The sequence below is a fragment of the Archangium sp. genome (assembly GCF_036277355.1).
Lineage (GTDB): Bacteria > Myxococcota > Myxococcia > Myxococcales > Myxococcaceae > Archangium.
In genome coordinates this window covers 12,646-31,916 of sequence record NZ_DASUNC010000020.1, presented here as the reverse complement: position 1 = coordinate 31,916, position 19,271 = coordinate 12,646, and the positions used below count along the sequence as shown (strand labels likewise).

20 protein-coding genes and 1 tRNA gene are annotated in these 19,271 nt (G+C 69.2%); 1 reads left to right on the top strand and 20 read right to left on the bottom strand.

Annotated features, from left to right (window positions below; all coding sequences use genetic code 11):
- Positions 1–88 precede the first annotated feature (88 nt).
- The 13 genes from pheT to VFZ09_RS06025 form a co-directional block, all read right to left on the bottom strand.
- Positions 89–2,500, bottom strand: a complete 2,412-nt coding sequence (gene pheT, locus VFZ09_RS06085; RefSeq protein ID WP_329726523.1) for a phenylalanine--tRNA ligase subunit beta — start codon at positions 2,498–2,500, stop codon at positions 89–91.
- On the bottom strand, positions 2,500–3,549 hold the full coding sequence (pheS, locus tag VFZ09_RS06080) for a phenylalanine--tRNA ligase subunit alpha (protein ID WP_329726522.1): 1,050 nt from the start codon (positions 3,547–3,549) through the stop codon (positions 2,500–2,502). The genes pheT and pheS overlap by 1 nt, the downstream gene beginning before the upstream one ends.
- Positions 3,550–3,702: 153 nt before the next feature.
- Positions 3,703–4,050, bottom strand: a complete 348-nt coding sequence (gene rplT / locus VFZ09_RS06075) for a 50S ribosomal protein L20 (protein ID WP_047857553.1) — start codon at positions 4,048–4,050, stop codon at positions 3,703–3,705.
- An 87-nt stretch (positions 4,051–4,137) separates the two neighbouring features.
- Complete coding sequence (gene rpmI / locus VFZ09_RS06070; RefSeq protein ID WP_043407585.1) at positions 4,138–4,347, bottom strand: 50S ribosomal protein L35; 210 nt, start codon at positions 4,345–4,347, stop codon at positions 4,138–4,140.
- Positions 4,348–4,442: 95 nt separating this feature from the next.
- Positions 4,443–5,192, bottom strand: coding sequence for a translation initiation factor IF-3 (infC, locus tag VFZ09_RS06065; RefSeq protein WP_329726521.1), 750 nt, complete (start codon positions 5,190–5,192; stop codon positions 4,443–4,445).
- Between the two features lie 61 nt (positions 5,193–5,253).
- A complete protein-coding gene (gene thrS / locus VFZ09_RS06060) occupies positions 5,254–7,182 on the bottom strand; it encodes a threonine--tRNA ligase (protein ID WP_329726520.1) in 1,929 nt (642 codons plus the stop codon).
- Between the two features lie 74 nt (positions 7,183–7,256).
- A tRNA-Val gene (locus VFZ09_RS06055) sits at positions 7,257–7,328 on the bottom strand.
- Positions 7,329–7,416: 88 nt separating this feature from the next.
- Positions 7,417–8,139 carry a uracil-DNA glycosylase gene (locus VFZ09_RS06050; RefSeq protein ID WP_329726519.1) on the bottom strand — a complete coding sequence of 241 codons (723 nt, stop codon included), beginning with the start codon at positions 8,137–8,139 and terminating at the stop codon, positions 7,417–7,419.
- 81 nt (positions 8,140–8,220) lie between these two features.
- A complete protein-coding gene (locus VFZ09_RS06045; RefSeq protein WP_414640676.1) occupies positions 8,221–9,393 on the bottom strand; it encodes an AI-2E family transporter in 1,173 nt (390 codons plus the stop codon).
- Positions 9,394–9,518: 125 nt separating this feature from the next.
- Positions 9,519–9,944, bottom strand: a complete 426-nt coding sequence (locus VFZ09_RS06040; protein ID WP_329726518.1) for a DnaA N-terminal domain-containing protein — start codon at positions 9,942–9,944, stop codon at positions 9,519–9,521.
- 302 nt (positions 9,945–10,246) lie between these two features.
- A complete protein-coding gene (locus VFZ09_RS06035) occupies positions 10,247–10,636 on the bottom strand; it encodes a PEGA domain-containing protein (RefSeq protein WP_329726517.1) in 390 nt (129 codons plus the stop codon).
- 9 nt (positions 10,637–10,645) lie between these two features.
- The gene (locus tag VFZ09_RS06030; protein ID WP_329726516.1) at positions 10,646–11,440 is read right to left on the bottom strand and encodes a hypothetical protein; all 795 of its coding nucleotides are present in this window, start codon (positions 11,438–11,440) and stop codon (positions 10,646–10,648) included.
- Positions 11,441–11,542: 102 nt separating this feature from the next.
- A complete protein-coding gene (locus VFZ09_RS06025; protein ID WP_329726515.1) occupies positions 11,543–11,881 on the bottom strand; it encodes a PilZ domain-containing protein in 339 nt (112 codons plus the stop codon).
- Positions 11,882–12,045: 164 nt separating this feature from the next.
- On the opposite strand from VFZ09_RS06025, the gene VFZ09_RS06020 reads away from it, so the two are divergent.
- Positions 12,046–12,732, top strand: a complete 687-nt coding sequence (locus tag VFZ09_RS06020) for an FKBP-type peptidyl-prolyl cis-trans isomerase (RefSeq protein ID WP_414640675.1) — start codon at positions 12,046–12,048, stop codon at positions 12,730–12,732.
- A 45-nt stretch (positions 12,733–12,777) separates the two neighbouring features.
- Here VFZ09_RS06020 and VFZ09_RS06015 read toward each other — a convergent pair whose 3' ends face one another.
- From VFZ09_RS06015 to VFZ09_RS05985, 7 genes are all read right to left on the bottom strand, one after another.
- Complete coding sequence (locus tag VFZ09_RS06015; protein WP_329726514.1) at positions 12,778–13,416, bottom strand: hypothetical protein; 639 nt, start codon at positions 13,414–13,416, stop codon at positions 12,778–12,780.
- A gap of 10 nt (positions 13,417–13,426) precedes the next feature.
- On the bottom strand, positions 13,427–14,452 hold the full coding sequence (locus VFZ09_RS06010) for a polyprenyl synthetase family protein (RefSeq protein ID WP_329726513.1): 1,026 nt from the start codon (positions 14,450–14,452) through the stop codon (positions 13,427–13,429).
- A gap of 14 nt (positions 14,453–14,466) precedes the next feature.
- On the bottom strand, positions 14,467–15,096 hold the full coding sequence (locus VFZ09_RS06005) for an acetoacetate decarboxylase family protein (protein WP_329726512.1): 630 nt from the start codon (positions 15,094–15,096) through the stop codon (positions 14,467–14,469).
- Positions 15,093–15,947: an SDR family oxidoreductase gene (locus VFZ09_RS06000; RefSeq protein WP_329726511.1), complete on the bottom strand. Its 855-nt coding sequence runs from the start codon at positions 15,945–15,947 to the stop codon at positions 15,093–15,095. The genes VFZ09_RS06005 and VFZ09_RS06000 overlap by 4 nt, the downstream gene beginning before the upstream one ends.
- A 4-nt stretch (positions 15,948–15,951) precedes the next feature.
- Complete coding sequence (locus VFZ09_RS05995; protein WP_329726510.1) at positions 15,952–16,719, bottom strand: hypothetical protein; 768 nt, start codon at positions 16,717–16,719, stop codon at positions 15,952–15,954.
- A gap of 108 nt (positions 16,720–16,827) precedes the next feature.
- Positions 16,828–18,807 carry a hypothetical protein gene (locus VFZ09_RS05990; RefSeq protein ID WP_329726509.1) on the bottom strand — a complete coding sequence of 660 codons (1,980 nt, stop codon included), beginning with the start codon at positions 18,805–18,807 and terminating at the stop codon, positions 16,828–16,830.
- Positions 18,808–19,014: 207 nt separating this feature from the next.
- Positions 19,015–19,218: a cold-shock protein gene (locus tag VFZ09_RS05985; RefSeq protein ID WP_324951851.1), complete on the bottom strand. Its 204-nt coding sequence runs from the start codon at positions 19,216–19,218 to the stop codon at positions 19,015–19,017.
- Between the last annotated feature and the right edge of the window lie 53 nt (positions 19,219–19,271).

Sequence of the window (19,271 nt, the reverse complement as noted above, 5' to 3'; positions counted from 1 at the left end):
CTGCGGTGAACCCGGCGGACTGTGACAGCCTTCCCTGACAGCTGTCAACCCACCGGTTTCACTCAGGTTTTCGCGCGAACCCACCACGTCAGGTCCGCAGGGCACCACCCAGGCGCTGGTTGACCTCGGAGATGATGCGCTGGTGGGCGGCCGTCACGTCCGCGTCCGTGAGCGTGCGCTCGGGCGAGCGGTACCGGATGGCGTAGGCCAGGTTCTTGTGGCCCTCGGGGATGGGCTTGCCGGTGTAGACGTCGAAGATGAGGGCGTCCTCCACCAGGGGGCCACCGACCTCGAGGATGACGCGGCGGACCTCGTCGTTCTGGAGGGACAGGGGCACCACGACGGCCAGATCCCGGAGCACCGCCGGGAAGCGCGGCAGGCCCTGGTACTCGGGCACCAGGCGGGAGGCGGCGTACAGGGGCGCCGTGTCCACCTCGAAGACGAAGACGTCGCGGGGCAGGTCCAGGGCCTTGGTGACGCGCGGGTGCAACTCGCCCACGTGGCCGAGCACGGTGCCATCGGCCAGCTCCACCCGGGCGCAGGCGCGGGGGTGGTAGGCGGGAGCCTCGGCGGGGACGAAGCGGACGCCGTCCACATGGAGCGCGTGCAGCACGGCCTCCAGGGCGCCCTTGGCGTCATAGAAGTCCGCCCGGGCGTCCTTCTGCGTCCACGTCCGGCCGCCACGCAGGCCCCACACGAGACCTCCCAGACGGTGCACCTCGCGAGCGGCGGGACGCTGGCCCTGACCACCCTCGGGATCCTGGAAGTAGGCGCGGCCCGTCTCGTAGAGGGCCACGGACTCCACCTGGTGACGGACGCTGCGGGAGAGGTTCTCCAGCAGGCCCGGCAGCAGGCTGGTGCGCATCACCGACTGCTCCACGCTCAGCGGGTTGAGGAGCGTGACGGGCTTGTCCTTCCCGCCCAGCACCTCCAGGGAGCGCGGCGCGACGAAGGAGTAGTTCACCACCTCGCTCAGCCCCACGCCGGAGAGGGCCTGGCGGACGCGGCGCTCGGCCTCGGCGGTGGCCGGCTCGGGGCCCAGCTCGGCGAGGCCACGGGGCAGCTTCGCGGGGATGTTGTCGTAGCCGTAGACGCGGGCGAGCTCCTCCATGAGGTCCTCCTCGCGCTCCACGTCCACGCGGGCGCGGGGCACCTCGAAGACCGTCTGCCCATTCCCTTCCCCCACCGACAGGAAGCCGAGGGTGCTGAGAATGCGCCGGCACTCGGCCTCGGGGATGGCCACGCCCAACACCTTCTCTACGCGGCCGTAGCGCAGCGTCACGCGGCGAGGCGGCTGGATGTTCGGGTGCACGTCGATGCGGCCCGGGGCCACGGTGCCACCGGCCAACTCGGCGATGAGGGCCGAGGCCCGATCCAGCGCGGGGATGACGGCGTCGAGGTCCGCGCCGCGCTCGAAGCGGTGCGAGGCCTCGGTGTGCAGGCCGTGGCGCTTGGAGGTGCGGCGGATGCTCGAGGGCTGGAAGTGGGCGGACTCGAGCAGCACGCGCGTGGTGCCCGCGCTGACCTCGCTGTCCTGGCCGCCCATGACGCCGGCGAGGGCCTGGGCCCGGTCGCGGTCACAGATGAGCAGGTCCTCGGGAGACAGCGCCCGCTCCTTGCCGTCGAGCGTGGTCATCTTCTCGCCCGGCTTCGCGGTGCGGACGATGATCTCCTGACCGGCCACCTTGTCCAGGTCGAAGGCGTGCAGCGGCTGGCCGTACTCGAGGAGGACGAAGTTGGTGACGTCCACCACGTTGCTGATGGGGCGCACGCCGCAGGCCTTGAGCCGGTCCTGGAGCCACTGGGGCGAGGGACCGATCTTCACGTTCTCGATGACGCGGGCGGCGTAGCGCGGGCAGCGCACCGGGTCCTCGACGCGCACCTTCGCCTTCTCGGAGGCGGGGGCGCCGGACTCGGCGAGCTTCGGCTGGGGCGGACGCAGGGTGCCGCCGGTGGCCACGGCTACCTCGCGGGCCACGCCCAGGTGCGACAGGGCATCCGGACGGTTGGGGGTGACGTTCACCTCCAGCACCACGTCATCCATCCCGAGCGCCTGGGCGATGGGCGTTCCCGGCTTCAGGTCCTGCGGGAGGATGAGCAGGCCGGAGGACTCCTCGGAGATGCCCAGCTCCTTGGCGGAGCAGAGCATGCCGAAGCTGTCCACGCCGCGCAGGGGGGCCTGCTTGATCTCCACGCCATTGGGCAGCTTCGTGCCGAGGGTGGCCAGCGGCACCTTGTCGCCGACCTTGAAGTTCTTGGCGCCGCAGACGACCTGCAGCAGCTCCGGGCCGCCCATGTCGATCTTCGTCACGGACAGCTTGTCCGCGTTGGGGTGCTGGACGGACTCCTTGATCTGCGCCACCACCACGCCGCGCAGACCCTCGCCGGGGCGCTCCAGGCCCTCGATCTCCAGACCCACGGCGGTCAGCTTGCGCGCCAGTTCGTCGGCGCTCGCCGGGAGCGCCACATAGTCACCGAGCCACTTGACCGAGATCTTCATCAGAACTGCTCCAGGAAGCGCGCGTCGTTCTCGAACATCATCCGCAGGTCGTCGATCCGGTAGCGCAGCATGGCGATGCGCTCCACGCCCATGCCGAACGCGTACCCGGAGACCTCGTTGGGGTCATAGCCGCTGTACTTGAAGACGTTGGGGTGCACCGAGCCGCTGCCGAGCACCTCCAGCCAGCCGGTCTGCTTGCAGATGCGGCAGCCCTTGCCGCCGCACGAGGTGCAGGAGATGTCCACCTCGGCCGAGGGCTCGGTGAAGGGGAAGAAGGACGGGCGGAAGCGCGTGCGCGTGTCCGAGCCGAAGAAGGCCTTCACGAAGGCATCCAGGGTGCCCTTGAGCTCGGCGAAGCTGACGTCCTTGTCCACCAGCAGCCCTTCCACCTGGTGGAACATGGGCGTGTGGGTGATGTCCGAGTCACGCCGGTAGACGCGGCCGGGCATGACGGCGCGGAAGGGCGGCTTGCGGTTGAGCATGAAGCGCACCTGCACCGGGGACGTGTGCGTGCGCAGCAGCGGCGAGCTGTCCGCCTTCTTCGCGTGGCCGAGCGAGGACTCGTCCACGTAGAAGGTGTCCTGCATGTCGCGCGCGGGGTGATCCTTCGGGAGGTTGAGCGCCTCGAAGTTGTAGTAGTCGAGCTCGATCTCCGGCCCGTGGGCCACCTCGAAGCCGAGCCGCTGGAAGGTGCGGACGATCTCCTCCATCGTCCGGGACACCGGGTGGCGGCTGCCGGGCCTGGCGGCGCGGCCGGGCAGCGTCACGTCCAGCCTGGGGCCGCGCAGCTCGGCTTCCAGAGCCGCGTCCTCCGCGCGCTGGACGGCCTCGGCGAGGAGCTTCTCGATCTCCGCCTTGACCTGGTTGGCCACCTCGCCGAGGGCGCGGCGCTCGTCGGGGGGCAGCTTGCCCATCCCTCCGAGGACACCGGACAGCTCGCCCTTCTTGCCGAGGTAGCGGATTCGGAGCGCCTCGACGGCGGACGGCTCCGAGGCGACGGAGATCTCCCGCCGCGCCGCGTCCGCGAGTGCCTGCAAGCGATCTCGCATGGGGACTTCGCCTCCCTTTTCCCGGCCGGGCCGGGGCCAAAAAAAAGGGCCGCCCTGGGGGCAGCCCGTTTCAAACCCGCGAGTGGCAGCGGCCTTCACAGGAAGACCGCGGCCGCTCACTTTCGAGGCCGGCTTCAGGGCCGGCCGTCACACTCAGGCCGCCTTCGCGATGTTGGCGACAGCGGCAAAACCGGCGGGATCCACGATGGCCATCTCGGACAGGACCTTGCGATCCAGGGCGATCTTGTTCTTGGCCAGGCCGGCGATCAGCCGCGAGTAGGACAGGCCCACGGTGCGGGCGGCCGCGTTGATGCGGACGATCCACAGCGAGCGGAAGTTCCGCTTGCGGACGGCGCGATCACGGCTGGCGTAATCGAGCGCGCGCTCCACGGCCTGGTTGGCCCGCTTGTAGCAGTTCTTGCGGCGGCCGCGGTAACCCTTGGCCAGTTTCAGAATCCGATTACGACGGCGACGAGCCTTGAAACCCTTCTTGACGCGCATTGCTGACTCCTGACTGCTGCGAGGTGTTTGAAAACCCCCGGCTCCGGTTGTTCACCGCACCGACAGGGCCCTCTTGACTGCGTACGGCTAGTTCGCCCCGTAGGGGAACATCTCCTTGACGACCTTCTTGCCATCCATGTCCTTCAGATGGCCGGTGCCACGGTGATCGCGCTTGAGCTTCTGGCTCTTGGCGTGGGTGAAGAGGTGCTTGCCGAAGGCCTTGCCGAACTTCACCTTGCCGGTCTTCTTCACCTGGAAGCGCTTCTTGGCGCCGCTACGGGTCTTCAACTTGGGCATCTTGCGGTTCCTTCCTTCAACTACCCATCCGCCGCAGCGAATCGCCGTCAGCGTGTGTCAGGGCTGACGGCTTGGAAGCCGCCAGCCGGGTCCAACTATTTCGCGCCCTCGGCCTGCGCCGGAGCGCTTGCCGTGGGAGCAGGCACCGGGGCCTGAGCCGCCGCCTGCTGACCTTCGGGCCTGGCAGAGCCCGCCACCTCGTTCTTCTTCCCGCCCTCGCCCTTCTCGCTCTTCTCCGCCGCCGCCGCCTGCTGCCGGGCCATCTCCCTCGCCCGGGCCGCCACCTTCGGGTTCGGGGCGATGATCATGAACATCTGCCGCCCTTCCAGCCTCGGCATCTGCTCCACCACCGCCACGTCCTTCAAATCCTTGACCACGTCATCCAGGATGGCCGAGCCCAGTTCCTTGTGCGTGATCTCCCGGCCACGGAACATGATCGTGACCTTGGCCTTGTTCCCCTCCTCGAGGAAGCGGCGCACGTTGCGGACCTTGAACTCGTAATCGTGCTCCTCGGTCTTGGGACGGAGCTTGATCTCCTTCAGGTGGACGACGACCTGCTTCTTCTTCGCTTCCGAGGCTCGCTTCTTCTCCTCATACTTGAACTTGCCGTAGTCCATGATCTTGCAGACTGGCGGCTTGGCCATGGGGTTGACCTCGACGAGGTCCATCCCCGCGGACTGAGCCCGATCCAGCGCTGCTTCGATCGGCAGGACTCCTAGTTGCTCGCCCTCAGGTCCTACAACGCGGACCTCGCGAGCGCGAATACGGCGGTTCGTTCTTTGGTCGCGAGCGATGTGACTCCCTCCAGATCGTGGGAGTAGGTACTCCCCTCTGAAGGGGGGCAAGATACTTGCCAGCGATAGGGAGTCAAGGGGTGATCATGACCCAGGACCCCCCCGAGGGGCCTCACGGCCAGGCGGCCTCCTTCTCCAGGAGGGCCTCGAAGGCCTCCAGTTTCATGGTCTTGAGGTCCTCGCCGCCGTAGCGACGGGGGGACACGCCCCCGCCCTCGACCTCGGTGTCGCCGATGACCAGGGTGAAGGGGATCTTCTGGAGCTGGGCGTCGCGGATCTTCGCGTTGAGGGTGAGGCCGCGCTCGTCGAAGTCCACCCGGTAGCCCTTGGCGCGGAGCTGGTCGCGCACCTTGAGGGCGTAGTCCTTCTGGCGGTCCGCCACGGTGACGAGCACGGCCTGCACGGGGGCCAGCCACGCGGGGAAGGCACCGGCGAAGTGCTCGATGAGGATGGCGATGAAGCGCTCGAAGGAGCCGAAGATGGCGCGGTGGAGCACCACGGGGCGGTGCTCGGCGTTGTCGTCACCGATGTAGGTGAGATCGAAGCGCTCGGGGGCGAGGTAGTCGAGCTGGATGGTGCCCAGCTGCCACTTGCGGCCGATGCTGTCGGACACGTCGAAGTCGATCTTCGGGCCGTAGAAGGCGCCGTCGCCGGGCTTGAGCTCGTACTCCAGGCCGAGCCCCTCCAGGGCGCTCTTGAGGCCGGCCTCGGCGCGATCCCACAGGGAGTCATCGCCGAGCCGCTTCTCGGGCCGGGTGGACAGCTTCACGGCGTAGGAGAGACCCACGGCCTTGTAGACGCGATCCAGCAGCTGCACGAAGCGCCGGACCTCGTCGGGGATCTGGCTCTCCATGCAGTAGATGTGGGCGTCGTCCTGGGCGAACTGGCGCACGCGGGTGAGGCCACCGAGCGAGCCGGCCGCCTCGTTGCGGTGGAGCACGTCCTGGGTGTGCAGGCGCAGGGGCAGGTCGCGGTAGCTGTGCTTCTTGAAGCCGTAGTACAGGTGATGACTCGGGCAGTTCATCGGCTTCAGCGAGAAGTCATGCTCCCCGGACTCGCTGTCGAGCACGAGGAACATGTTCTCCTTGTACTTGCCCCAGTGGCCGCTCGTCTCCCACAGGCCCTTGTTGTAGAGCAGCGGGGTCTTGATCTCGACGTAGCCCGTCTCGCTCGTCATGCGGCGCATGAAGGCGGCCAGGGTGTTGTAGAGCGTGGTGCCCTTGGGGGTCCAGAAGGCCGCGCCCGGCGAGTACGGGTGGAAGTGGAAGAGATCCAGCTCCTTGCCCAGCTTGCGGTGATCGCGCTTGCGGGCCTCCTCCATCCGGTTGAGGTACTCCTGGAGCGCCTTCTTGTCGAAGAAGGCCGTGCCGTAGATGCGCTGGAGCATCGGGTTGCGATGGTCTCCGCGCCAGTACGCACCGCTGGTGGACAGCAGCTTGATGACGCCGATCTTCCCGGTGCTCGGAGCGTGGGGCCCGAGGCAGAAGTCCACCCAGTCGCCGTGGGTGTAGAGCGTGAGCGTCTTGGCGCCCTTGGCCGCGATGTCCTTGACGATCTCGACCTTGAACTTCTCGCCCTTGTCCTCGAAGAGCTTGATCGCCTCGTCCATGGAGATCTCCGTCCGGACGAAGGGCAGGTTGCTGGCGATCTCCTTGTTGGCCTCGGCCTCGATCTTCTCGAGGTCCTCGGGCGTGAAGGGCTTCTCGCGGAAGAAGTCGTAGTAGAAGCCCTCCTCCGTCGCGGGACCGATGGTCACCTGCGTGCCCGGGAAGAGGCGCTGCACGGCGCTGGCCACCACGTGGGCGGCGTCATGCCGGATGAGCTCCAGGCTCTCGGGGCTTTTGGAGGTGAAGATCTGCAGCTTCACGTCCTCGGTGAGCGGACGGGCCAGATCCATGTCCTGGCCGTTCACGCGCGCGAAGAGGGCGGCCTTGGCCAGGCCCGCCCCGATGCTGTCGCGCACGAAGTCCGCGATGGTCGTGCCCCGGGGTGCCTGCTTCTGGCTGCCATCGGGGAGGGTCACCGTGATCTGATCCGCCATGCGAGACCTCGGAAAAGAACGCGGGCGGCAGGCTCATCAGCCTTGCCGCCCGCAGTTGAAAACCCGTACTGAAGTGGGTCGTAGTGGGATCGAACCACTGACCCCTACCGTGTCAAGGTAGTGCTCTACCGCTGAGCTAACGACCCGTTCGCCGCCGCGACTGCCGCCGTCGAAGATGGGCGGGGAATACGATGGGCAGCCCGGAGCTGTCAAGGAAACACCGACATGGGTACGTCATGTTCCCTGGCGATTTTCGATCAGCACCCGGGCGCGGGCCATCACGGCGTCGAACATGGCGGGGGTGAGCCGGCCCGTCTGCGTGTTCTGCTGGCTCACGTGGTAGCAGCCCAACAGCACCGGGGCCCCCGGCAGGGCCAGCTCCGCCCCGTGTCCGAAGGACGGCCGCGGCGTGGGGATGGACACCCCCGCCCTCTCCAGCCAGGCGAGCGTCGCGTTCCAGGCTATGCCCCCCAGGGTCAGCACCACCTGGACGGGTAGCAGGGCCATCTCCCGGTCCAGGAAGGGGGCACACCGGGCCAGCTCCTCCGGCAGGGGCTTGTTGTCCGGCGGGGCGCACTTGCACGGCGCGACGATGTAGGCCCCCGTCAGCGCGAGGCCGTCGTCCTGGTGCTCGCTCCGGGGCTGGTTGGCGAAGCCCGCCCGGTGCAGCCCGGCGAAGAGGAAGTCCCCCGAGCGGTCCCCGGTGAACACCCGGCCCGTCCGGTTGGCCCCATGGGCCGCTGGCGCGAGTCCGAGGATGACCAGCTCCGCCTGGGGGTCCCCGAAGCCGGGCACCGGCCGGCCCCAGTACGTCCAGTCGCGGAAGGCCCGGCGCTTCTCCCGGGCCACCTGCTCGCGCCACTCCACCAACCGGGGGCAGGCCCGGCAGGTGATGATCTCGTCGTGAAGGCGCGCGAGCCCCGCCGCGCCCGTCCCTGGTGTCTTGCTCTTCGCCACGGTCCCCTTCCCTAGCGCCCCGCCCTACCCCTCCGCCACCGTCTACTCCACGGGACGGATTCGGGCCGGGTCGCGCGAGGCTCAGGGGCCAGGCTGCCCGCCCGTGTAGAGGCCGGTCCGCTTGTAGCGCTCCACCACCACGCTCCACACCACCTTGAGGATGGCCGTCGTGGGCACCGCCAGCAGGATGCCGGTGAAGCCGAACAGCTCTCCGAAGGCCAGGATGGCGATGATCACGGCCACCGACGAGAGGCCCACCTTGTCGCCCACCACCTTGGGGGTGATGAAGAGGCCCTCGGCCATCTGGCCCACCACGAAGGTGCCCGCCACCGCCGCGAGCTGCCACGGACCCTGCCAGGACAGCATCAGCCCCAGCCCCGCCAGCACCACCCCCAGCCCCGTCCCCAGGTAGGGCACCATGTTGCCGAACCCGGCGATGACGCCAATCACGATGGCCAGGTCGATGCGCGCGAACCACAGGCCCGTACCGTAGAGCACCGAGAGGATCGCCCCCACGGTGATCTGCCCGCGCACGAAGGCGGACAGGACGTCATCCACCTCGGAGAAGCGCCGGCTCACCAGCCCCACCGCCCGGCGCGGCACCAGGGCCTTCACCTTGCCCACCAGCTCCGGATAGTCCTGGAGGAAGAAGAAGCCCAGCACCGGCACCACCAGCAGGCCCAGCAACGTGGCCACCACCCGCGCCGTGTTGCCCGCGAAGCTCGCCACCAGCCGCGCCGCCGTGGGCCCCGCGCTCTGGAGGATCTCCGACGCCTGGGCCCCCAGCTCCGTCATGCGCTGGCGCAACAGCTCCGGCAACGGACGTCCCAGCAACGACTCCACCTGCGGCACCACCCGCTCGCTCGCCCGGCGGAAGAAGTCCGGCAGCTTCACCGCCTCCTCCCGGAACACCGGGATGAGGTAGAGCACCGCGCCGATCAGCAGCAGCAGGCTCCCGGTGAACACCACGCTCGTCCCCAGGGTGCGGTTGAGTCCCCGGCGCTCCATGGCGGTCACCAGCGGGTTGAGCACGTACGCCATGGCGAGCGCCAGCAGCACCGGCACCGCCACCCCGCCGAACACCGACAGCAGCGCGAACACCAGCGCCAGCGAGCCCACCATGGCCGCCGACCAGGCGAAATCCACCCGCCGCGCCTCGGCCTCCGAGAGCTCGCCCTCGGCGGGCGGTGGCTCCACGAGCAGGGGCTCCGGCCTCGGCTCGGGGGCCGGCCGTTGCTCCGCTTCGGTCTTCACCACGTGCAGGGATGTCTCCGCTGGAGCGACCCTCGCCACTGGCGCCTTCTCCGCGCGCGCCTTGCCTCTCTTGTTGCGTCCGATGGCGGGCTCCTCTTCCGTTCGTCCGCTGGATACTACCCGGTCTATCCCAGAAGCGGCGCACGGATGCCCTCGGCCACCCGCCAGCACACGCCCTCGAGACCCAGCTCCCGGGCGAGCTGCTCCACCATCTGGCCGTAGTGCTCCTGCACCCACTGGCGGAAGTGCGCGTCCGGCACCTCGAGCACCAGGCGTCCGTCCTCCACGTCCACAGCCCGGGCCTGCGCCAGCCACGTCAGGGCGTACCGCTTCCCATGGTCATGCAGCCACGCGAGGCACTCCCGCCAGCGGCGGCCCGCCTCCGTGGACACGTCCACGGACGGTGCCCCGGCCTGCACCGCCCAGATCTGCAGCTCCACCATGGCCCCCACGAAGGCCCGGCGCTCCATCCCCAGGGTGCGAGCGGCGCACACCACGGGGAGGCTCATGGGAAACCCCACGTCCACCTGTACCCAGTCCAACCCGGCCATGCTCAACGCCTCCCCTGGGTCCGGCTCCTGGTGTCCACGTCCTGTTCCCCCGGCGTAGGGAACGCCGTGCCACCCTCCTCGAACACGAGAAGGCCGCACTGATCGGCGTGATCCATGCCCCGCGATCTGCGCCGTCCCACCCGCATCGTCTAGCCCCGGCTCCGCTGATCCTCCGGGCGTCAACGCTCCGCGGAGCCGGAATATCGGCCCCCGCACGTGATACATGTAGCAGCCGCTACAGGGTGCTACAGGCCGCTACGCGAAAGGCTCCTGTTCCCTGTCTCAGGAGCTCTCGCGGTGGATCAGTCCGAGCCGCCGCGCTCCGGCGCCATCGACTTGAGCGTGATCGTCAGCCCCGCCCGGGCATTGCTGGGCTCGAAGTACGTGGTGTACGGCCAGTAGCCGTCCTTCTTCACGTCGATGCGGTGCAGCCCCAGGCCCACCCGCAGCCCGCTCGGCTTGCCACCGAAGTCGGTGCACACGCCCTGGAGCACTCCGTCCAGGTACACCTCGGCGTCCTCGGGCTCGCACCGCAACAACAGGTTGCCGTTGCGCGAGCGCATGGCGCGCATCAGCTCGCGCGCCTGATCCGCCGCCGGAGACTCCACCTGCCCGGGCCCCGAGGCACACCCGAGCACCAGCCCCACCAGGGCCCACCCCCCACGACTCCGCTTCGTCCTCTCCGGGTCCATCGCGCGCCTCTACTTGATGAGGATCCCCACCCGGCCCTCGGCCAGGAGGCGCGGGTCCAGCCCCGCGAGTGCCTTCGCCGCGTCCGGCCCCAGCAACAGATCCGAGCCCTGCAGCCGCGCCGCCTCGAGCACCAGCGGCTTCGCGCCCACCAGCTCCGACTTCCGGGCCGCCTCCAGGCTCTTGAAGAAGCCCGCCACGCCCGTGCTCTTCCGGGCCTCGGCGGACAACGCCTCCAGGCCATAGAGCGGCTGGCCGGACTCATCGAGCACCCGCGGCGCCAGCACCGGCGTCATGCCCAGCTTCCGCGCGTCCACCACCAGCCCGGTGTGCTTCGCCCGCGCGTCCTTCTTCGTCTCCGCCGGCTTCGTCTCCGCTGGCTCCGCCGTGGCGGGCGCGGCGGTGCCCGCGGACGCCGGAGTCACCAGCACCGAGGTCAACGCCCCGAGCGGCACCTCCACCTCCATCTGCACGCCGCTATCGGAGAAGTAGCGCTTCTGGACGACCTTGTAGCCGCGCAGCACGTCCTCGATCTGCCGGCGGGTCTCCTCGCGGGCCATCTCCTCGCCCACGGTCCTGTCCGCGCGCAGGCGCAGGCCCTTCACCTGCTCCAGCAGATCCGCGAAGGCGTCCTCCTTCGCCGAGCGCTCCGCGCCCAACCTCGCCTGGGACGGGTTGGAGGCCTTCACGTCCGGCGGCCCATCTCCCGTCACCCGGAGGACCTGCCGCTGCCAATCCACCCCGTTACCCTGCGCCAGTGCCGACAGCGGAACCGCCAGCACCCACGCCCACAGTGCACGCCTCACGTGAACCTCCCCACTCCCGTTTCTCGGAGCGCCGGATTCAACCGGCCCCCTCCGAGTCAGGTCAAGGAAGGCCCGCCCGCCCCCCCGCCAACGGGGCGCGGCTCAGTGCGCCTGCGCGCTGCGTGTCACGTAGTCATCAATCAACTGGCGGTGCCGCTGGGTGAGCAGCGTGAAGCGCACGCCCGAGCGCTCGTCCTGGCTCGCGCCGGCCTCCACCCACTCGCGCACCACCTCGCCCTCGGCGTAGATGACCTCGGTGGAGCCAGGGAGCTGGAACTGGAGCCCCACGCGCCGGGTGTCCTGCTCGGGCTCGAGCAGGCGCGCCAGGCTCACTCCCTCCTGGCTGATGTCGGCGGCGCGCGCCATGTACGGCACGCCCCCCATGTACTTGTTCAGGTAGATGTCGAGGGGAACCCGCGCGTTCTTCCGCTTGTCGCTCATCTCTCTCGCCCTCCCGATGGCCGGGACACCGCTACAGCACGCTTCAGCGCCGCAGCAACCTGTGGCGAGCGTAGGGGCATCCGGCCGGAGGGCAAGAAAACCGCCAGCGGGAAGAGACGGGCGGACCTATTGTTCCGCCGTCACTGAAGGAAAGGCGGAGTCACATGCGATTGGGAATGTTGGCCGCGGTCATGCTCGCCCTCACCGGGCTGCAGGCGAATGCACAGGAGCTCAAGACCGAGGAGGAGAAGACGATCTACGCGCTGGGGCTGTCGATCGGCCGGAGCGTCAAGATGTTCGATCTGAGCCCGGCGGAGCTCGAGCTCGTCAAGAAGGGCATCACGGACGCGGCCACGGGTGCCAAGCCGGCGGTGGAGCTGGAGAAGTACGGGGCCAACCTGCAGCCGCTCGCCAAGTCTCGGCAGGAGCGCGCCGGACAGAAGTTCCTGGAGGCCGCCGCCAAGGAGGAAGGCGCCAAGAAGCTGCCCTCGGGCGTCGTCTACAAGGAGCTCAAGGCCGGCACGGGCCCCAGCCCCAAGGCGACCGACAAGGTGAAGGTGAACTACCGCGGCACCCTCATCAACGGCACCGAGTTCGACAGCTCCTACAAACGGGGCGAGCCCGCCGAGTTCCCCCTCGGCAGCGTCATCGCCTGCTGGACCGAGGGCGTGCAGAAGATGAAGGTGGGCGGCAAGGCGCAGCTCGTGTGCCCGTCGAAGGTGGCCTATGGCGAGCAGGGCTCGCCCCCCTACATCCCGCCCAACTCCACCCTGGTGTTCGAGATCGAGCTGCTCAGCATCGGCGGCCAGGGCGCGGACGTGCCCCGGGCGGAGCCGCAGCCCAAGAAGTAGGCAGTCCCGGGTGGGGGGCGGAGTTCGTGCCCCCCACCCCGCCGCTCACAGGGGCGGCAGCACGGCTTGGAGAAACAGCGGTACCGCGAGCCCATACGCCCAGCCCACCAGCACCTGGGCGGGCGTGTGGTGGCGGATGGGCAGGCGCGACAGGCCGGAGAGCAGGGCCAGCGCTCCCAGCACCCCGAAGGTGACGGGCGACGTGGTGGCGAAGAGCGCCGCGCAACCCGCCCCCACGGACGAGTGCAGGCTGATCTTCCAGAAGCGGGTGATGGCCACCACGCCCACGCCTCCGAGCGTGCCCAGCGCCACGCCCCGCTCCAGCTCCACGGGCGCGCCCACCAGCTTGTACGAGAGGAACACCGCCAGCAGGCCTAGCACCACCAGCGGAAGGACGACGTGGCGCTCCTCCTTGTTGAGGAGGTGCAGGTGGCTGAACTTGCCCCGCGCCACCCCCACCGCGAGGTAGAGCAGGCCCGGCAGCAGCCCGAGCAGCAGCAGGCTCGCCTCGCCCAGGGCCCTCGGCGCGTTGCCGTGCGCGTACAGGGACAGCAGCAGCGAGGTGGCCAGCATCATCAACACCGGGTGCAGCACGTACGAGGTGACGCGGCACAACCGGTCCAGGGCACTGCCCGGCCGGGCCAGCGGGGGCGACACGTCCACCGAGTGGGTTTCCATCGACATTCCCTCGTGCCTATGACGTCCGCAGCTTGAGCGCCATCGCCAACGTCTGCAGCTCCTCGCGCACCGCGGGCGGGCACTGGGGCACCTTCGCCAGCGCATCGCACGCGAGGCGCGAGTAGCGGGACACCGTCTGCTCGGTGGCGGCTCGCGAGCCGGCCCGCGCGAGGATGTCCAGCATTTCCTGCACGTGCGCGTCGGCCGGCTCGGGGGTGGTGAGCAGCGTCCGCAGGTGCTCGCGATCCTCCGGCACCGCGTGGGACAGCGCGTGGACGACGGGCAGGCTCTTCTTGCGGCGGTACAGGTCATCCGCCACGGGCTTGCCCGTCACCACCGGATCTCCCCAGATGCCGAGCACGTCATCCTGGGCCTGATAGGCCAGGCCGAGCGCGATCCCATACTCCTCCAGGCGGGTGGCCGCGTCGTGGGAACCGCCCCCCGCCAGCGCGCCCGTGCGCAGCGAGATGCCCAGCAGGCGCGCCGTCTTGCGCTCCACCATGGCGAGGTAGTCCGCCTCGGTGAGATCCAGCCGCTCCTCGAAGGCGAGGTCCAGGTACTGCCCCTCGCAGATGGCGAGCGCCGTCTGGTTGATGGCGCGGATGATGTCCAGCACCAGCTTGGGCGGGTAGCCCGCGGCCATCAGGCGCTCGAGCGCCATCTGCCCGAGGATGAGCAGCGCATCCCCCACGTTGATGGCCTGGGCATCGCCCCAGCGGCGCCACACCGTGGAGCGGCCACGGCGCTGCTCGCTGCGATCCTGGATGTCGTCGTGCACGAGCGTCATCTCGTGCAGCAGTTGGAGGGCGGCCGCGAGCGGACGCACCTGCTCGGCCTGTCCCCCCACCGCGAGACAGGCGAGCGTGCACAGCCGCGGCCGGACGAGCTTGCCCGCCGCGCCGAACTGGGGCTGGAGCCGCTCGTCCCGCCAGCCCAGGTGGTACTCGAGCATGGCGTAGAAGGGCTCGAGCTGGGGCGCGATGCTGGGAAACGGCGCGCGCATGGCGTCGCGCAGGGCGCTCAGATCGAAGTCGTACATCATGGCTCTCTCCTCCTTCAGAACCCGGTCACGACGGTGGGACCGGGCACGGTGAGGGACATGTTCTGGGCCCTGACGCTGAACGAGGCCGGGCCCTGGAGGCGGAACGGAAAACGCTCCGACCACTCGTCCACCCGGAGTCCTCCCGGTGCGATCCGCGCGCTCATCCACCCCACGAAGGTGGTCCACCCGCCCGGAGCGCCTCCGACGCCAGGCATGGGCACCGGGAGCGGGGGCCAGAAGCCCGAGCGCTGCCCCAGCCCGAACGTGGCGATGGGACCCGAGGCGTCCGCCACCCGCACGCGCCCCTCCTCCCACGAGAAGGTGGCCAGCTCCTTCGGGAGTCTCCACATGCGGCGGCCGCCCCAGAGCGACGCCTCGCTGGTCACCCAGATATGGGGGATCCACAGGCCCATGCGCAGGCCGTGCCGCACCAGCGGGCCCACCATCAGCTCGTCATACTGGAGCGTCCCCTCGCGGTAGCGCATCAGCACCACCATGGCCATGCGCGAGGAGAGCAGCGGCTTCCAGGGCGCCGGACAGGGAACGTCCCGGTCCGCCTTCACCCACCCTCCCCAGCACTCCCCGCGCATGTGCCAGGGGGCGGGCGGATAGGGAACCTCGGCCAACTCGGTCTGTTGCGTCATGACGGATCTCCCGTGCGGACACCGCCGCGAGGTAGCGAATAGTCCCGGCGCCCCGCCCCACCCACGGTGGCGAACCAGCGCGTCAGGCCCGGGGCGAGCGCGAAGAGCAGGTACACGGCGGGCAGGAAGCGCGGCAGATCCACGTGGTGCTCGCCCCGCCGGATCGCCCGCACGAGCGCCTTCGCCACCGCCTCGGGCGCCAGCGGGGGCACCAGGTCCGCGATGCGCGGCATGCGCGCGGAGTCCACGTGGCGCCCGAAGAACTGCGTGCCCGCCACCGCCGCCAGCCGGACGAGCGTGACGCGCAGGGGCGAGCCCTCCAGCTCGATCTGCAGCACCTGCGTATAGGCGTCGATGGCGGCCTTCACCGCGGCATAGGCCGCCGAGGGCCCCTTCACGAAGACACGCCCCACCAGCGAGCCGAGGTTGACGATGTGCCCGCGGCCGGCCGCCCGCATGTGCGGGAGCACCGCGCGCGTCGCGTACACCATGCCGTCATAGCCCACCCGCATGGTGCGCTCGGCGTCCTCCACCGGCATGGCCTCCACGGACTCCCAGCGGATGAAGGCGGCGTTGTTGACGAGCACGTCCACCCGCCCCTCGCGCGCCACCACGTCCGCCACCCAGCGCTCCGTGTCCCGCCGGTCCGCCACGTCGCAGCGGGCCAGGTGCACGGCCAGGCCCTCGCGGCGCGCCTCCTCCTCCACCCGCGCGAGGTTCTCGGTGGACACATCACACGCATGGACGCAGGCGCCCTCGCGCGCCAGGGCCTTCACCAGCGCCCAACCGATACCGGACGCCCCCCCGGTCACCAGACACACCCGTCCGCTCAGCGGCACGTTTCCGGACATGGACTCAGGCGGCCTCGAGCATCGGCTCCCGCGGCTCCACCTGCTCGAGCGGCGTCACCTGTCCACGCGCCACCTGGGCCGCCCACCTCGTCACCATCACCGCGTAGAGCAGATCCACCAGGAAGATGGACACACAGACGAAGTGCAGGAAGGACAGGCTGGGCAGCCATGGCTCGGCCAGGCCGATGACGTAGTGACACTCGATGGACGTGCCGAGCGTCCCCAACATCTTGCACCACGCCGCCGGCACCGACAGCCCACGCCCTCCCTGATGGCGGCGCTCGAAATAGAAGAAGATGAAGGACACGCTCATGATGAGGTTGACCATGAACGCGCCCACCAGCGCGAGGATGTCCCGGTACTGGAGATAGAAGGTGTAGAGCCCGATGCCTCCCATCACCGTGGTCACCGCCACGATCGGGTAGAAGTAGCGGCGCACCTCGGGGATGCGCTGCAGCGAGGCCCCGTAGCGCAGCAGATGGTAGACGATCACCACATCCACGAAGAACCAGATGCGGTCGAACGCATGCCACAGCGGCACGGGATTCGGGATGACCCAGGACGCCAGGAATTCCCAGGCGAAGTTCAGACAGATGGCGACAAGGGGGAGCCCATACGCCCGGTCCCTGAATCCCTGCCGGATGGCGAAGACATAGGCGATGATCCAGAAGACACAGCCAATCTCCCCGATGATGTTGAACCAGGAGAAGGGATCGAAGGCTCGCGGGTCTACACCTGCCGTCAGGGCGTTCAGTTCAGCGGTGGTGGTCAAGGGCTTTCTCGCAAGCAGGGGCCCGGATGTTCACTCCAGGCCCGATGACGCGAGAATCCATACAACATTTGACTGAAACTGAACACCCGGGACCGCGCCCGGCGCCATTCAGCGGGCGAGCGAGGCTTCGGTGGCCCGCAGCAACGGCTCGGCGCTCACCGGAGCACCCGTGGCGTTCGTCATCCACACGTCCGGCGTCAGCGCGCCCTGGCTCGCCATCCGCTCGAACTCCGCTCCCAGGTTGCCTGCCTTTTTCAGGTGTTCCTCGATCTGAAAGGAGATCAGGTGTCCCATCGGATAGTCGATCAGGTACAGGGGATAGGAGATCATGTGGCTGTAGATGCCGAGCAGCGGCGTCCCCTGCCCTCCCAGCACCGGCGCGTAGTACCGGTCCCACGTCTCCCGGGCGATGCGCACCACCGCCTCGCGCAGCTGTGAGGGCGTGGCGTCCGGGTGCTCGTACAGCCAGTGCCACACGGCGACGTCCACCAGCGCCACCCCGGCGATCTCCCACGTCTGCCAGAAGTCGTTGAGCACCCGCTCGCGCTCACTGGCCGCGTCCGGCTTCGCACGTCCCAGCAGTTCCAGGTCCCTCGCCTGGAAGACGAAGGCCAGCGCCTCGGTGAAGGCACTGTTGGGCACGCCCGCCAGCAACGTGTGGTCCACCGAGTAGAGCGAGAACACCTGCTCCACGTTGTGCCCCAGCTCGTGCACGGCGATGTTGTAGCCCTTGTAGTCCATGCCCTGCGGGCCCACCCGCGTGCGCAACCGGGGGAAGTCTCCGCGCCGGGCCGCCTGCAGCGCGTGTCCCGCCCCACGCGAGGCATCCACCCGGATGTGCGCCGCCAGGAAGGCCGCCTTCTCCTTCGAGAAGCCCAGCCCCTGGAGGATGCGCGGCAGATCCTTGGCGAATGCCTCCGCCGTCGGGTAGCGCTGGCGCGTCAGCGCGTTCAGCTCGTCCTCGGACAGCATCCCGCTCGACTTGAAGCCGGCGTACCACAGGTCCTGCGGCTCCAGCTTCCGGCCCAGCCGGGACTCGATCTCCTTGGCCACCCGGGGCACCAGCGGTGACGTCAGCACCTGCTCCAGCAGCGCCTTCACCCGGGCCTCGGGCAGCTCGCGCCCCAGCTCGAAGCTGCGGGCAACGGCCGTGGGCGCCACCGGCACGTACGGATCCTCCATCCGCGCCGCGTGGAACTGCGCCAGCAGCTTCGCGTAGCGCACGTCCTCCTCACGCTTGCCGTCCAGCACCACCGGGCGCTCGGGCGCGTCCTTCTCCACCTCGCTGGCCGGCGCCGCCTTCACCTCGTTGGTGAACGGATTCCAGTCCACCCGAGGGTTGTCGATGACCGCCGCGGGGATGCTCTGCGTGACGATCCGCTCCATCACCTTGACGATCATCCGCTGCTTCGCCACGCCCTCTGCATCCGCGTAGCGGGACTTCAGCTCGTCCCGCAGGTTCCAGTGGCTGATCAGCCGCATCCCCGAGGGGAAGAGCCGGCGTCCCTGCTCGTCCAGCAGGTGGTGCATCCAGACGTTGTACTCGGCGACGTAGAGGTCCGCGTCCGCGCCCGCGCGCGCGGAGGACTGGCGCACCTCGGCGGGCACGCGGCTGCTGAAGCGGCCGGTGAGCCGGGCCTCGGCCCACTGGCGGCGCGTGTAGCCGGGGCCCTTCTCCATCCGCTCGGCCAGCGTGGTGAGCGGGAAGTTGAGCAGCGCCACGAAGCCGGGCTTCGCCCGGAAGAGATCCTCGGTGGCGTGCGCGGCCGGGGCATACGCGGCCAGCAGCGAATCCACCGGCAGCAGCGGCCCGAGGTCCAGGTCCGTGGGGCGCCGCAGCTCCCGGCTGATCTCATTCATGTGGCCGTCGATCTGCTCGAAGGCCGTCTCCAACCGGGCCAGGGTGGCCTCGAGCTGCGTCTCGCCGGTGACGAAGTGCTCGCGCACGAAGGCGGCCAGGTCCCCGTCCTCGTCGCGCCACAGCGCGGCCACCTGCTCCACGCCCCGCTCGATGCGGGCCCGCTGCGCCTCGCCATGACGGGAGACGAGCTCGGCCTTCAGGGCGGGGAGATCGGCGGTGTGCTTCATGGGACGGGCCTCCGCGGGCGGAGCACCCGCCGGGACAGGGGACGGGCCGGACGCGCAACCGAGCGCGGCCAGCAGGGGAAACAACGCGGCACGCTTCACGAGGAACCTGGATGGGGAGAGGGACACGCGAGGACTCCAGACATGAAAAAGGGCCCGGCCCCCAGGGGACGGACCCTTTTCAGGAACAACGCGACGAAGCCAGCCGGATTACGCCGCGCGCACGTTCTGCGCCTGCAGGCCCTTGGGACCCCGGGTCACCTCGAACTCGACCCGCTGACCCTCGGCCAGGGTACGGAACCCATCCATGTTGATGGCGGAGTGGTGGCAGAACACGTCCTCGCCACCGCCATCCTGCGTGATGAACCCGAAGCCCTTCGCATCGTTGAACCACTTCACGGTACCAGTTGCCATTTGCTCTCTTCTTCTTTCAGACAGACGGGCGCCGAAATCCGGCGCCCGCACCT

What these genes read in the sequence shown, in the direction of transcription:
- pheT (WP_329726523.1), bottom strand. Translation starts at nt 2,500, where the DNA reads ATGAAGATCTCGGTCAAGTGGCTCGGTGACTATGTGGCGCTCCCGGCG.
- pheS (WP_329726522.1), bottom strand. Translation starts at nt 3,549, where the DNA reads ATGCGAGATCGCTTGCAGGCACTCGCGGACGCGGCGCGGCGGGAGATC.
- VFZ09_RS05985 (WP_324951851.1), bottom strand. Translation starts at nt 19,218, where the DNA reads ATGGCAACTGGTACCGTGAAGTGGTTCAACGATGCGAAGGGCTTCGGG.
- VFZ09_RS06025 (WP_329726515.1), bottom strand. Translation starts at nt 11,881, where the DNA reads ATGAGCGACAAGCGGAAGAACGCGCGGGTTCCCCTCGACATCTACCTG.
- rplT (WP_047857553.1), bottom strand. Translation starts at nt 4,050, where the DNA reads ATGCGCGTCAAGAAGGGTTTCAAGGCTCGTCGCCGTCGTAATCGGATT.
- VFZ09_RS06040 (WP_329726518.1), bottom strand. Translation starts at nt 9,944, where the DNA reads ATGGCCGGGTTGGACTGGGTACAGGTGGACGTGGGGTTTCCCATGAGC.
- rpmI (WP_043407585.1), bottom strand. Translation starts at nt 4,347, where the DNA reads ATGCCCAAGTTGAAGACCCGTAGCGGCGCCAAGAAGCGCTTCCAGGTG.
- VFZ09_RS06020 (WP_414640675.1), top strand. Translation starts at nt 12,046, where the DNA reads ATGCGATTGGGAATGTTGGCCGCGGTCATGCTCGCCCTCACCGGGCTG.
- VFZ09_RS06005 (WP_329726512.1), bottom strand. Translation starts at nt 15,096, where the DNA reads ATGACGCAACAGACCGAGTTGGCCGAGGTTCCCTATCCGCCCGCCCCC.
- VFZ09_RS06035 (WP_329726517.1), bottom strand. Translation starts at nt 10,636, where the DNA reads ATGGACCCGGAGAGGACGAAGCGGAGTCGTGGGGGGTGGGCCCTGGTG.
- VFZ09_RS06015 (WP_329726514.1), bottom strand. Translation starts at nt 13,416, where the DNA reads ATGTCGATGGAAACCCACTCGGTGGACGTGTCGCCCCCGCTGGCCCGG.
- VFZ09_RS05990 (WP_329726509.1), bottom strand. Translation starts at nt 18,807, where the DNA reads ATGAAGCACACCGCCGATCTCCCCGCCCTGAAGGCCGAGCTCGTCTCC.
- VFZ09_RS06010 (WP_329726513.1), bottom strand. Translation starts at nt 14,452, where the DNA reads ATGATGTACGACTTCGATCTGAGCGCCCTGCGCGACGCCATGCGCGCG.
- thrS (WP_329726520.1), bottom strand. Translation starts at nt 7,182, where the DNA reads ATGGCGGATCAGATCACGGTGACCCTCCCCGATGGCAGCCAGAAGCAG.
- VFZ09_RS06000 (WP_329726511.1), bottom strand. Translation starts at nt 15,947, where the DNA reads ATGTCCGGAAACGTGCCGCTGAGCGGACGGGTGTGTCTGGTGACCGGG.